At 44.9% G+C, this 13813-nt stretch carries 14 protein-coding genes; 12 read left to right on the forward strand and 2 right to left on the reverse strand.

The features are described 5' to 3' along the window. Window positions 1-88: 88 nt before the first annotated feature. The 3 genes from GPK83_RS16035 to GPK83_RS16045 all read left to right on the forward strand — a co-directional run bounded on the left by GPK83_RS16035 (window position 89) and on the right by GPK83_RS16045 (window position 3937). Window positions 89-1588 (forward strand): RRXRR domain-containing protein, encoded by a 1500-nt coding sequence (locus tag GPK83_RS16035; protein ID WP_215705259.1) that lies wholly within the window; start codon window positions 89-91, stop codon window positions 1586-1588. A gap of 114 nt (window positions 1589-1702) precedes the next feature. Beyond that, window positions 1703-2575 carry a hypothetical protein gene (locus GPK83_RS16040; protein ID WP_215630621.1) on the forward strand — a complete coding sequence of 291 codons (873 nt, stop codon included), beginning with the start codon at window positions 1703-1705 and terminating at the stop codon, window positions 2573-2575. A 129-nt stretch (window positions 2576-2704) separates the two neighbouring features. Beyond that, window positions 2705-3937, forward strand: a complete 1233-nt coding sequence (locus tag GPK83_RS16045; RefSeq protein WP_215705260.1) for a transposase — start codon at window positions 2705-2707, stop codon at window positions 3935-3937. 437 nt (window positions 3938-4374) lie between these two features. Here the strand turns inward: GPK83_RS16045 and GPK83_RS16055 are convergent, their stop codons facing one another. Beyond that, a complete protein-coding gene (locus GPK83_RS16055; protein WP_215705261.1) occupies window positions 4375-5574 on the reverse strand; it encodes a hypothetical protein in 1200 nt (399 codons plus the stop codon). 225 nt (window positions 5575-5799) lie between these two features. Between GPK83_RS16055 and GPK83_RS16060 the strand changes: the two genes are divergently transcribed. From GPK83_RS16060 to GPK83_RS16095, 8 genes are all read left to right on the forward strand, one after another. Beyond that, the gene (locus GPK83_RS16060; protein WP_215630757.1) at window positions 5800-6357 is read left to right on the forward strand and encodes a hypothetical protein; all 558 of its coding nucleotides are present in this window, start codon (window positions 5800-5802) and stop codon (window positions 6355-6357) included. 24 nt (window positions 6358-6381) lie between these two features. After that, a complete protein-coding gene (locus GPK83_RS16065; RefSeq protein ID WP_215705262.1) occupies window positions 6382-8055 on the forward strand; it encodes an LPD1 domain-containing protein in 1674 nt (557 codons plus the stop codon). Between the two features lie 134 nt (window positions 8056-8189). Then, on the forward strand, window positions 8190-8744 hold the full coding sequence (locus tag GPK83_RS16070) for a hypothetical protein (protein ID WP_215705263.1): 555 nt from the start codon (window positions 8190-8192) through the stop codon (window positions 8742-8744). 127 nt (window positions 8745-8871) lie between these two features. Beyond that, window positions 8872-9225, forward strand: coding sequence for a hypothetical protein (locus GPK83_RS16075; protein ID WP_215705264.1), 354 nt, complete (start codon window positions 8872-8874; stop codon window positions 9223-9225). 270 nt (window positions 9226-9495) lie between these two features. Next, window positions 9496-10158 (forward strand): transglutaminase-like domain-containing protein, encoded by a 663-nt coding sequence (locus tag GPK83_RS16080; protein WP_215705265.1) that lies wholly within the window; start codon window positions 9496-9498, stop codon window positions 10156-10158. 111 nt (window positions 10159-10269) lie between these two features. Next, the gene (locus GPK83_RS16085) at window positions 10270-11181 is read left to right on the forward strand and encodes a DNA/RNA non-specific endonuclease (protein WP_215705266.1); all 912 of its coding nucleotides are present in this window, start codon (window positions 10270-10272) and stop codon (window positions 11179-11181) included. Window positions 11182-11204: 23 nt separating this feature from the next. Further along, window positions 11205-11447 carry a hypothetical protein gene (locus GPK83_RS16090; RefSeq protein ID WP_215705267.1) on the forward strand — a complete coding sequence of 81 codons (243 nt, stop codon included), beginning with the start codon at window positions 11205-11207 and terminating at the stop codon, window positions 11445-11447. A gap of 186 nt (window positions 11448-11633) precedes the next feature. Further along, window positions 11634-11954, forward strand: coding sequence for a hypothetical protein (locus GPK83_RS16095; protein WP_215705268.1), 321 nt, complete (start codon window positions 11634-11636; stop codon window positions 11952-11954). A gap of 66 nt (window positions 11955-12020) precedes the next feature. On the opposite strand, the gene GPK83_RS16100 is transcribed toward GPK83_RS16095, so the two are convergent. After that, window positions 12021-12833, reverse strand: coding sequence for an AIM24 family protein (locus GPK83_RS16100; protein WP_345941837.1), 813 nt, complete (start codon window positions 12831-12833; stop codon window positions 12021-12023). 348 nt (window positions 12834-13181) lie between these two features. Between GPK83_RS16100 and GPK83_RS16105 the strand changes: the two genes are divergently transcribed. After that, window positions 13182-13784: a hypothetical protein gene (locus GPK83_RS16105; RefSeq protein ID WP_215705270.1), complete on the forward strand. Its 603-nt coding sequence runs from the start codon at window positions 13182-13184 to the stop codon at window positions 13782-13784. Window positions 13785-13813: the final 29 nt, after the last annotated feature.

Below are 13813 nucleotides of genomic sequence, written 5' to 3' on the forward strand. Positions count from 1 at the left end.
GCTATGGAAACTTAACAGAAGCCGTCAGGACCGGATATCTGCCGGGCCGGAACTGGCGGTGCCTGGCTTACAGCAAAAAAAGAGAACTATGAGATATGTTTACGTACTGGATATGAATGGGAAGCCGCTCATGCCGACCTGCCGTCACGGAAAGGTCCGCCGGATGTTGAAATCCGGACAGGCAAAAGCGGTGGATACTCTGCCGTTCACGATCCAGTTATTAAAACCAACTAAAACCAGGATCCTCCAACCTGTCATTGCCGGACAGGATCCAGGAAGAACCAACATCGGCATGGCCGCTGTCCGTTCCGATGGAACGGAACTGTACCGTGCCCATATCGAGACACGCAATAAGGAGATCGTATCCCTGATGAATGACCGCCGGTCATTCCGGCAGGCATCCAGAAGGGGAGAACGCCTCGCAAGGAAACGTCTGGCGAAAAAGCTGCATACGACGGCCAAACATTTAAACGGTAGGATCCTGCCGGGATGCAAGGAGCCGCTGGCAGTAAAAGACATCATCAATACGGAAGCCAGGTTTAACAACCGACTGCGTCCGGAAGGGTGGCTGACACCTACGGCCACACAGTTGTTACGGACCCATCTGGAGACCTTCCGGAAACTGTCCGGGATCCTCCCAGTGACGGAAGTGGTCCTGGAGGTCAACCGGTTCGCGTTCATGCAGCTGGATGACCCGGACATGAAAAAGCGGGACATCGACTTCTGCCGCGGGCCGTTGTACGGGACCGGCGGCGTAAAAGCCGCGGTCAGCCTACAGCAGGACGGACTCTGCTTGTTATGCCGGGAACGGGAGATTGAACATTACCATCATATCGTCCCAAGAAGCAGGCGTGGCAGTAATACGATAAGCAATATCGCCGGACTTTGCGGAAAATGTCATGAACGGATACATAAAGACCAGGCTGCCGCTGAGAAGCTTCAGTCAAAGAAAGACGGACTGAGCAAGAAATACGGTGGAACGTCCGTATTGAACCAGACCATCCCGTCCCTCACGGAGGAACTTGGGATCCGGTATCCGGGACATGCCCATGTGACGAACGGATGGAGCACCAAGGAATTCCGCGAGAAGCATGAACTGGAGAAGGACCATGATGTTGACGCTTACTGTATTGCGGCCAGTATCCTGGAGGACGCACAGCCAGTCATGCAGACAGAGCCGTACGAAATCAAACAATTTAGACGACACAGTAGAGCTTTGATCAACCATCAGACGGAACGTACTTACCGGTATGACGGGAAGATCATCGCAAAGAACCGCAAGAAGCGGATGGACCAGAAGACGGATTCCCTGGAAGACTGGGTTGCAGACATGACAAAACAGTACGGACAGGGAACAGCCAGCCGGATGTTGTCAAGGGTCACCGTACAGAAAAGTACCAGACATTACAATACGAAAGGCCGGATGATGCCGGGAGCTGTATTTATCTACCGAGGGAAACGGTTTGTAATGACCGGCCAGCTGACCGGCGGCGCATATTACCGCGCCTATAGACAGGACAAGAAAAACTTCCCGGCAAAAGCTGTACAGGTCGTTCAAAAGAACAAGGGCCTGGTATATGTAGCATAAACAGTAGGCGGCATGAAGCTGCCTTGCCGCTTGCGCAATTCATCTGCATGACTCAAGTCACGAGCATTCTTGCGCTGATGGTAAAGCCGAAAAAAATGAAAAGAGGGAATAAAAATGACAAAAGAAAAAATTACACTCAGTAGCATCACGGTAGACGCACAAATTCTCCCAAACAACACCCTGGACGCGTATATTTCCACAGAAGGGAGCAGTGGTGCACATTATAAAGGGCTGACTGCTGCCGCAGTTGGTGCCAATGTACAGGAGCTGATCGAATGCCTGGCAGAGACGAATCTGGAAGGGACAGGCAGAAGGCTTGCCAATCCATTTCAGGGAAAAAGTCTGAATGGAAGTACGTTGAGAAAGAGGTTTACCCATTATATCGAACGTATGCGCGAGTTACAGGTCTTACCAGCGGATTCCGCAGATAGCATCCGGTGCGCCGGGGAATGTGCAGAGGCAACAAAATGGCTGAAGCTTTGCGGTATTAACATGAACGCTGCGCGTATCACGGATCTATTGAATGGACATCGAAAGGTGTTTCAGCAGTCCATTGATTTGTTAAAATCAACGGACAATGATTTCGTTATCATTTCCGCAGACACATTCACTTTAGACAATGTTGAAGGTTATCTGGTCGGTTGGATCACGGATAATGAAGAAGATGAGGATAACCTGACATCTTACCTGTTATTTGTACCGGTGCTGAGTATGTGGTCTGATGAAGCCAGAAAAGACGTGCTGTTTGTAGAAGGCCTGGAGGACAGGCCAGATAAATTCTATTACGATATGGCAGCCATGGATGGGCCGAAAGTCGTTTTGTATTCATCCGTGGATACCGAATCTGGACAGTGGAATACGACCGCAGCATGCGCTACTTTGGTAGATAAGATGTCCGATTATCTGAATGATGCCAGCCATGAGATTTCTGAGGATAACCTCCAGGAAAACAGTATGGAAGCACTAAGAGAAATCACTGAGGGGTGAGGAGAAGATCATGAAGCTGAAAAAATTGATAACATCAGTTGCCGCATACTCGCGACTTCAGTCGTGAGTTAGGCACTGCCAATTTGTGCAGCGATTCTTCCATAATTCTCACAGAAAGGAGGCTGCCAGATGAAACTCAGTATGACATACCGCGTCAGAACAAAGGGATTTAATCACATCTTCAATGAAACGGTCCGTCTGTATCGTCAGGCCGTCTCCTTCTTCGTGGATGTTTGTCTTACGGAATGGGATTGTGTCTCTGCCGGGCAGTTCCAAAAGGAACGGGTCAACCTGGTGGAAGCCCTGACCATTCAGACGAAGCAGAATCCCGCGGTATCTTATGATTTCTCGGCCGCGTTCTACAAGTTCCCCAGTTACTTACGACGTGCCGCCATTGCAGAAGCACTGGGTAAGGCATCCTCTTACCGCAGCAACCTGACAAACTGGGAAGCAGCGGAGCCGGAGAAACGCGGCGCGAAACCGTCGCTGTCGCAGACAGGCTTTGTGTATCCGGCCATGTACCGTTCCGGTATGTTTATCCGTACCGGTATGTATCAGGCGGCGGTAAAAGTCTTTATCCGAAACACCTGGGGCTGGGTTCTGGTGGATCTTCGAAAAAGTGATGTGGATTACATCGAACATCACTGCAAGAACTACAAGGAATGTGTTCCGACCTTACAGAAACGCGGAAAGAAATGGTTTCTGGACTTCGCATTTCAGACAGCCGTAAAACTTCCAGATACCGATATCCGAAACACCCGTATCCTGGCAGTAGACCTTGGGCTTAACAGTACGTGTACATGCAGCATCATGACTCCGGAGGGCGCGGTCCTTGGCAGGGGATTTCTTTCCCTTCCGGGAGAATACGACTCTCTGGAGCATGCGATCAGCCACATCAAACATGCACAGAAACTTTGCGCCCGGCGGACTCCCGGCCTCTGGAAACAGGCTAAAGGTATCAATGATGACATTGCGGTAAAGACCGCACAGTTCATCGTAGATACAGCGGTCAAATATGATGTGGACTGCATCGTCATGGAACGCCTGGATCTCGCCGGAAAGAAGCGCGGCAGCAAGAAGCAGCGTCTTCACCTCTGGCGGGCGAAGTACATACAGGCCATGGTAACGGACAAGGCACACCGGAACACGATCCGGGTTGCCAGAGTCTGTGCCTGGAATACATCAAGGCTTGCATTTGACGGAAGCGGCAGAGTCATGAGAGGGAAAGAAGCAGATCTTCCAAGCTACAGCCTCTGCCGGTTTCCGACCGGGAAGCAGTACAACTGCGACTTGAACGCATCTTACAACATCGGTTCCCGGTATTATATCCGGGAACTCTCAGCGCGGTATTTTTTTACCTGACACGCCATTGCGAAATCGAAAAGCGCACATTGCGTGAAGCGTGCAGACTTTGCACCGCTGCACTTCTTTAAAAGATATATCCCCGCTTGCGAACTGGAACGTTGAAAACGTTACTGATATGTACAGGATGTTTTTTATGTGCCGTTCATTAAGCGATGCATCTGCGATTAATGACTGGAATATTCAGAATGTCACAAATTTCCAGGAAATGTTCTATGATTGCCCGTTTCATCCAGAATTTACCAAACGTGCCGGAACATGGAAGGATGGTACTTTCACACCAAGGAAATAATTTTTTCACGATCCTGCGGTTAACCACCGCAGGATTTTCACTTTTGTCAGAAGAAAACAGGTTCACGATATTTTATCACGACATATAAGAAAAATCACTTCAATTAGTGGCCGTAATGGGTCATTCACTAAAAACAGAACATTCCTTAATAATATAATCGATTTCCAGCCCCTATACCGCGTACTTGCGGATAAGCCTGATTCCTGCGTTGGTCCATATATAATTCCAAAATATTGACATATTGCCCGTCTGGCCATGAAAGGTAACAATCAGCCACCAAATTAGTATGATTGTGACTGCATAATTTTCCCTTTTTGAAATATTCGGGATCCTGCAGCATTTGATACCAAACGCTATCAGAAAACACATAATCTGATAGATCAAACCTGGCAGGCTTTCTATACAGTGTGATAGAAACGGTATAATGCTCTGATAATATGCATGACAAAATCCGGTAATTAAATGTTGCGTTCTTGCGGCGCCTTGCACCAGGCGTAAGATATTTTCGAATATGTTCGTAGGATGGCGGTAGTTTTTGACCACGAAATTCTCCAGGTTCATAAATTTCGCCCCAGTCATCGCCTTTCACAAAATACAAATCATCGGTATTATAATATTCATCCATCGTCAATTCATTGGGCATATATTTCAGCAATGGCTTTGTATAAGCGTCATAACGCCATGCCGGCCATTCAGGCATATAGAAGCTGGCTTCTTCCCCATTAGGGTCAACATACATGACATCCTCAAAAATATTATAGTGTTTTCCATCAAGTGTTAAATCATAGCGAGTATCTAATTGTAAATACGTTTTGCCTCCATCGTAAGAAACAATCGTAGGAAAAAGTTCCATGACAGTAATAGGGAATTTTTGTACAATCTGTTCCACGATCGCAGACGGGATCCTCCGTTTCCCATGCTCATATTCCCACAGAACATCTTCACGAATATTCAGTTCGCAAGCCATTTCGAAACGACTTATTTTCCATTCTAAAGTCCTGTAAAAATATAAGGTATTGGCTAATAATTCACTTCCGCCGTACCAAATCAGAGAACCTTCCGGATTACAATCCGGCGCTTCCATCTTATCCTTCAGGGTCAATTCAACATAGGGAATCCCCATATTCCGCAACATGATCCCAACAATTTCCATTGGCACTTGCCGTTCACCGGATAAATAACGCCGCAGAGAACGGCGGTCACATCGAAAAAGTGCTGCCAGCTTCACGTTGGATAGCTTGGTCCCGCATGCAAAAAATTGGATTAACTCCAGATAATTTCTGTCCTTCACATATTGTTCAATGGCGGTCCGATTGGCCGCCGCCCAGGTTTCTATCTTGTTCATAATATAATCTCGCGATGATATTCCAATCGCATCCTTTCATAATGCTATTCATTGTATAAGGCCGAATACGCGAAGTCAACTGGGCCGGAAAAAAAAGAATATTAACACAGTCAACACTATGCAGACGCCGGAATTAACTGGACGCAAGGCGCCGTCTATTTCATCCCTTCCAAAGCCATAATTTCCTTGAAACTGATGAAAGACATAAGAGAAAGGATGAAAAACATGGAAGAAAAAACAGCAAAAGAAGTATTGATCGAAAAAATATGGAAAGGGCTTGTGAAAACAGTGGCTAGTTTTATGCTTGTCTCAATGGTCGCTGTATGCAGTGTGGCTGTAACATTCGGCAGTGTGCAGGAATTGAAGACGAATATCGTCGTATCTCCATTTTTAGAAAACACGTTTGTTGAGCAAACAAAGGCAGAAACAGTGATCAACCTGACGAAATCAAAACACTACAATATCTGTACCGTAAAACCAACGGATTATGCGGAAAACTGGCTGACAGATGACTTGGACAGCCTTGCAAAGAGTGCGCGAAATTTCCTGATTGTACACCGTATGGCAGCATGGGCAGACGGTGGGGGAATCGTGATTCCGGAAGGTGCGTCTATTGTGGATTTAGCCCCGGTGAAATCCTATTCATGGAAAGAAGCAGATAGATCCGGGTATCAGGCAGACTATTTTGTATTTAAGTACAGTGGGTATGCCTGCAAATTGGAGCGTATCAGCAGAGCCGCATATAAAACCGAGATCAATCTGTATTGCGGATTAGCGCGATAGAATATTCTGAATGGAGGAAACAAAATGGCAAAAGAAACAAAATTAGTAGATTTTGGTCAGAAAATCGGCGGAGCAAGAAAAGATGTATGGAAATCCAGAGGATTATCTTTAGACGATCTTTTTGAACTGACTGACTCAGAGGCAAAAAAGTACGTGACCAAAGAGAATGTCTGGCCGAAACCGGATTGGGTCACAAAGATTTCAAAAGAAAAGTCAGATAAGGCAGTCTGCTATTGGCAGAATGAAATACGTAAATCGCTGCCGCCGAATACCAGTTCCATGACGGGAGAGCAAAAGGAAGATCGTTACGTCGAAATTGTAGGACAGATTCGGGATGCGGTCATGGGAGTCAAGACGCCAAAGGAGGCAGAAGAATTCTATAAAAATCATATTTTGGGTAAATTTGTGACGCCGGAAACCGGCCGTTATGTCCATGTACAGGATCGGGCAAAAGGAATCATCACCAATAAGTTTTTAAAGGCAATCACCTTTGCTGGAGAACTGTACTATAAACGCAAAAGTGAATATATCACTTTTGGGGTACCGAAGCAGGATAAGGAATACGCCATCCGTAAAAACCAATTATCTGCATGCTGTTATGATAAAAAGCAGGTATTCTTTGAAAAATTTGATCGCAAAGGTACCATGCGTCTGACCATAAAATACGGACATTCCAGCGTTTACTTTTATCCAAAAGAAGTAGAAGAATATTCCTGGACATGGAAGCAGGATTCCTGGTTCGTGGTAAATACCGCTACCAGACAGATCGAGGCATACAATCTTTCAAGTAAAGAGTCGGCCATGCAAAAAATCGAGGAACTTGCATCGAAACCACAAAATATAGATGAAGCAGCTGATGAAAAACGGAGAGCACCCGCAAAGAAACAGAAAAAGAGCTTCCAATTAACAAAATTGGACAAGTTTACCAGAAGCGGCAAACCGATTCTACAGTCTGAAGAAAATGTTTCACCGGAGCGGTTTATGGATACATTCCAGGTTCGCGGCGGTGAATTCGGGAACTGGCTGTCAAATGAAGAACGGCAGCGGCATCTGAACCTAGCTTATGAGGCATTTTATGATTTGGCAACAGCACTTGGTATCAAACCTTCTGATATAACATTTGGTGGGAAGTTAAGTATTGCCTTCGGCTCCAGGGGTCGCGGCGGTCAGTCAGCGGCATCTGCGCATTTTGAACCGTTGCTTGAGGTGATCAACTTGACTAAAATCCATGGCGCCGGCTGTCTTGCCCACGAATGGGGACACGCAATGGATCATTTTATGGCAGTATCCGCCGGCGATTCCGCTGTGCAGGCTACAGAATCGTATGATGTGTACAATTCCAATGCATATCCGCCTGCTTTAAAAGAACTGCTGAAAAATATGATCCGGCATGAAGATGGGACTCTGACGGATTTTTATTTGGGTTCTTGTAAATTTGACAAGCTGTATCGAAAAAGCGGCCATGGATATTGGTCAGATCAGTGTGAGATGTTCGCAAGAGCCTTCGATTGTTACATCAAAGATAAGATGACAAAATGTAGTTGTCACAATGATTACCTGACCTCCAACGCTGATTCTTTTATATATACTATGGATGATGGGACAATAATCTACGCGTATCCGAGAGGTCAGGAACGAGAAACACTAAATAAATTGTTCGACCGGCTAATCAAGGAAATCTGCTCGGAAACAAATTAAGGAGGAGACAATGTTTGGATTCGAATATTATATTCCGGCAGCAGCAGTTCTGGCAGGACTGAAACTGCTTGCAGCCAGATACAAATGCTGGAAACGATAGACTTCAAAGAAAGAAGGAAAGAAGGAGAAAAAAGATGAAAGATAAAAATGCAATTCAAAACATGAGCACCAAAGCACTGCTGGATGAATTGGAGACGCGTGGAATTAAATTCCGGACTGTACCGGTACAGCCAAACGATACACCGGAATTCATCGGTCAAATGGTTGATATCGTCGAAGATTTTTTGGAGAAAAAGGGAGTAATAATTGACAATCCTGAAAAGGAAGATGAACCTGATGAAGCAACAGCCATTATTTACGGCAGTGATTATGATAATCTGGCAGAGCAATTCAAAGGCTTAATGAAATCGCATCATTGTCTGACCGAGACGGATAGTCACGTTTTAGTTTCCATCCAAGAAAATGACTATGGCGCGATATATGAACCGACATATATCGGAGCTGGACTTTTTCATTTCTATCTGTTGAAACGGCGCGCATACAAGGATGGCACATTTTCCTGGAATCTTTGTTGTGAACTTGCAGAAAACTTTGATCGTTATATGATCATTGATCATATACGTGGAACAAAAGAAGAAGCACTTGAAAGACTCGAAAAAATTGTATCCACCGGCAAATTGCCCGAATAATCATTCATCCGAAAGACCTGCTCGTACATGACAGGTCTTTTTTTGTACGACAACATAACCAATCCAACAGATCTTCTTCCATAATTCTTCCGAAACAATTATTAAGATACAGGAGGAAAGAGAAACAATGGAAAAACAAATTCAGAAAAAATCAAAATCAATCAGCTGGTATCGCTTATTCCAGAAAATTGGAAAACAGCCGCTTCACAAAACCAGAAATACCACGGTGCAGGTACTGATTGATGGAGCCATGCAGGATTGTTCGTTAATTTTTACGGATAGCGGAAAACATTTTTACCTGAAACCAGTATCCGTAAAGTCCCGTTTTACAGACGGAATGTCCGTAATCAGAGACGGCGATGATGCAGATGATGTGATTCGTTGTCCGCACTGCAGAAAAGAAATTGCCACGAATGATGACGCGGATTACTTTGGATTTCCGGCTCACTGCGAATACTGCGGAACAAAACTGATTCGCTAAAGGAGGTGAATTATGGCGTCCATGACATAACAGGCAACGGATAAGTTCTGTAAGATTCAGAAAACGCTGAAGATTATAGTCAGGGAAGGAGGAAGCGTGGGTATTGAAATTTTTTGCAACTGAAATTACGAATACCTTCGCACCAAATGATGCAAAAAAATCAAAAATCTAATATTTATGATTACCATAACGGTATGTATATTAAGTATGCAATTGGTCTCTCAAGCCGAAAATATAAATGTTTTCGCAAATGATCCACGCATGATATCCATGAAAGATACAATTTACGTTCATGTAAATGATATGGAGTATTGGGAACCGGAACTTGTTGATGCGATCATGAATGCAACTCGTTCATGTACAGGATATGAAATTCAAGAGTTGTATCTGCATCGCAATTCCGTATCCTTATCAAAAAGCGATGCACAGATGTTACAGGAACGCACAAAATACGTTCAGGACTGGATGGCGTTCCATATGCCTGAAATTGTACGGGATGGACTTTCAAAAGAAGAGGCAATATCTGCTGTCATTCAATATATCTGCGAACATTATACTTATAATCACGAAATCGCATATCCTACCACAAAGGAACAGATGAATGCAAAGAAAAATGCAGCGGATGCCTGGTATATGCTCACGGAGGGAAGCGGTGTATGCACCGCCTTCTCATGTATGTTTCGTGCCATGATAGAAACAATTCCATTTCACGATGGAGTTGTGGGATGGAATGTTCAAAATGCAGATTATATTAAGGTGGCCATTATAGAAAATGATGCCCACATGTGGAACGCTATTCAGGACGAAAACGGAAGATGGCTGATTTATGATTTGTCAGGTGCCGTAGAAAATCCAAACAGTACTGCAGCGTTCTGTGGAATCCTCGGTGGTAGTTTGTATGGACAAGCAGATACTCAAAAATGGCATTACTAAGATCGCAATCGAAGCGCAAAGGAGATAAAGATGAGAAAATTTCTTATATGCTTATTAACCGCAACATATTTGTTAAGTGGATGCAGTAACCATTCCATAACCGGTCCTGGAATGCCAACGGATAAAACCAGCCAGTTTCACGAAGCAATCGAGCGCGTAGCGGAATCGCTTGCGACAGCAGAATCTTCGCAGTCACAGGAACGGATATCCACCTTCACGACGTGGAACGGGCAGGAAACGGTACCGGTTTATTCAGGCGAACCATACACAGAGCTCAATGGAAATATCCCGTATTTTACGGATAGGAAAAAAACAGAAGATGTGTTTGAACATTATTCTGATTTAGACACACTGGGGCGCTGTGGTGCTGCATATGCCAACATCTGCAAAGAGTTGATGCCAACGGAAAAGCGCGGCGAAATCGGCATGATCAAACCGACAGGCTGGCATACCGTCCGGTATGATGACATCATTAGCGACAAATATCTCTATAATCGTTGCCATCTGATTGGATTTCAGCTCGCCGGAGAGAACGCAAATGAGAAAAATCTTGTGACGGGCACACGGTACATGAACGTGGATGGTATGCTGCCATTCGAAAATATGATAGCCGACTACGTGAAGGAAACGGATAACCATGTACTGTATCGAGTCACACCGATCTTTGTCGGGGATGACCTGGTCTGCAGAGGTGTGGAAATGGAAGCGTATTCTGTAGAGGACAATGGGGAAGGCACATCCTTCCATGTGTTTGTGTATAATATTCAGCCTGGAATCGAAATTGATTATGCAACCGGAGACAGCTGGGTTGCAAACAGCATGGCAGATATCGTCGATGACACCGAAGAGCATGCGCAATACGCAACAACGCTGTATGTGATCAACGCCAAAACCAGAAAATTCCATTTTCCTGATTGCGACAGCGTGGGGAAAATATCAAAACAGAATAAGAAAGAACGTGAGACGGATCGCGCAGAACTGATCGCAGAAGGTTATACACCATGCGGTAGCTGCAAACCATAATACCAATACAGGAGGAAATTAAAATGTCTTACTGGAAAATTTATCGAATTGCCAAGATGATTATTGGCAGAAAACGCATGCGTCGGTTGATGATGACCGCTTTGACCATCCTCGTAATTGGAGCTTACTATTGCGGAAGCCACCCGGGAACATACGAGAAAGTTTCGGGCATCTATCAGGAGCAGAAAACTAACATCAATTCAGCTGTTCGCAATCTAACAAAATCTGCATTGACAGATGCAGCAAACAAAATAGGCGAAAAATAGTTTCTCCAGGAATCTTCTTCGGAAGGTTCCTTTTTTTTACACATACGTCCATATAAACAAGCCGTTGATAACATCAATCGCCATATACTCGTGACTTCAGTCATAAGAGATAACTTCACAAACCAGAGATCAAATGCATCATGGACCATAATTCTCATACAGAACAAATGAATAGGAGGTGATCACATGCAGGAAAGCATATTGACGGACATTGATCAGGATGTGAAAGAGAGAATTAATTATTTAGTTTACAAAAACAGGCTGCGCAAAGAGCCGATAACCATGCAGGACCTTGCAGTTGCATATAAATATGCAAAAATGAACATCACGGTAATGGAGGAATCTAAAACATCCGTGTTGGAACTGCTATTGCTGGAACGTTATCATGACAGAATATGCGATATGAAAATTGTGGAATTACAAAATACACTGTCCCAGGACGACGGGAGGGCATTAACGCAGTCCGAAAAACAATACACTGCCCGGCACACACTCTCGCCGGTATAATGCTAAGAAGACAAAAGAATGCAAAAGAACACCGGGGCTTATACGCCCCGGCATTGCTATGATTTCTTATTTTGTTGTGCCGGAGATAGAGTTTGCTGCTGTCTGCATGGATAAGGTCGATGCTACCGGACTCATTAAAACACGTCCGGTACCGCGATATACGTTAACAAGGCCTTCGCCGCTGACTGCAGAACCGACCAGGGTTTTTGTTGTCCGTTCCACGGTAAAGTCAAGATTGGAAGACCAGCACATGGCCATGTTTCCATCAATCTTAAGCTCATCATTTTCCAGTTCGATCTCAATTAATTCTTCTTCTGGAACATTGCTTTCCAGAGCAACTACGCCGTTCCCCCGAAGGCTCATGTTAAACAGTCCTTCACCGCCCAATACAGCAGAGGAAAGATTTTTTCTGGTAACAATGTCGCGTTTTACTCTGGAATCACAGGCAAGAAACATCCCGTCCTCAATCGTCATACCGACCGGTCCCCAGGATGAAATATCCTGAAGAATAATATGTTTGTATGTCGGCTCCAGTACCAGGTATCCGTCGCCGATGTATTCCGGCTTTACGGCGGATTCCTTTGTGACAGCGCCCTTGAGAGCTTTGCCAAACAGATCACCGATCCCCTTTACACCGGTTGTAGCCTCAACGTGGCCACCCATCCACTGCATGGCTCCGGCCTGGATGACTGCTGAGTGATCCTTGTCAATTTCGATCAGCACCTGCCTGCGCCGTACGTTCATTTTGCCCATAAAATATTCGTTTACGGCACTGGTCGGGGATACGCTGGCGTCATGGGTGTATTCCAGGATATGGAAGTTGCCAACTGTTTTGACAAGCTTTCTGCATGATGTTTCAACATTCACGATTCTCATCATTATGCCTCCTTAACATTTTTCTTGCAGTGGAATTATGGAAAATCTCACATGGATTTTGGATAACGGATGTGCCGAGAGATATCCCATTCCATAATTTCACTGAAACCATGTATAAGCCATTTGAGCAAAGGAGGAAGAAAAGATGGCAAAAATGTGTCCAATCCGAGGGTATCCGGTATTGTACCTGGAATGCCAGGAATGCGAAGACAAGAAAATCTGCGGGAAAGCAGAATGGAACCACGTCCAGGTCGCAGGCACAAAGGGTAACGGTACGGAACAAAAAAACTGAACAGCACTAAAAAATAATGACTCCCAATTTACACGGGAAAGAAAGCAAAGGAGAAAACTATGAGTGAATGGAACGCAGCATATTACGGAAGTGGGCTGAAATTAAACGAAGAGGAATTTATCAACTTCTTCAAACAGTATCTGGCATGCAATCCGAAAGAAATGGGAAAGGCGCTGGAGTATTCCGGCGAGGAATTTGATCCGGGTGCCGCTTATGAACCGGATGAAGCATTTGATCTGACTACCGAGGCTTATTCGGACTGTGGATATATCCCTTCCGATTTATCCGGAACAGAGGTAACCATGGATCCCAAATCAGAGGAACGCTTCGGCATTGTCAGAATTTCGGATGACGATATTTATGATGGTATGCGCTTTATGCCGTATCGCGTCAATGATAAGTTTAATGTACCCCATAACATGAAGAATGGGGCGGAGACAGAGAATCCGGAGTTTGTTGACTGGATTGATCTGCGTGCAGAAACCAGCTACATGATCTTCTGTGAGATTCCTCTGGACGGACCAATGAGTTTCGTGAAGAGACCGTACGATTCGTACGAGGATTTCGTAAACGAGTTTCGGCACAAAATGGAACGGTATCTGCCGAAAGATTTCGACTGGGACGCCCATCTTGGAAGGTTTAATTATTCAGCATACTGTTAAGCCAGACAGGTCTTTTGTGAAAACTGAAA

Source organism: Clostridium sp. MCC328 (assembly GCF_018785465.1).
Lineage (GTDB): Bacteria > Bacillota > Clostridia > Lachnospirales > Lachnospiraceae > Pilosibacter > Pilosibacter fragilis.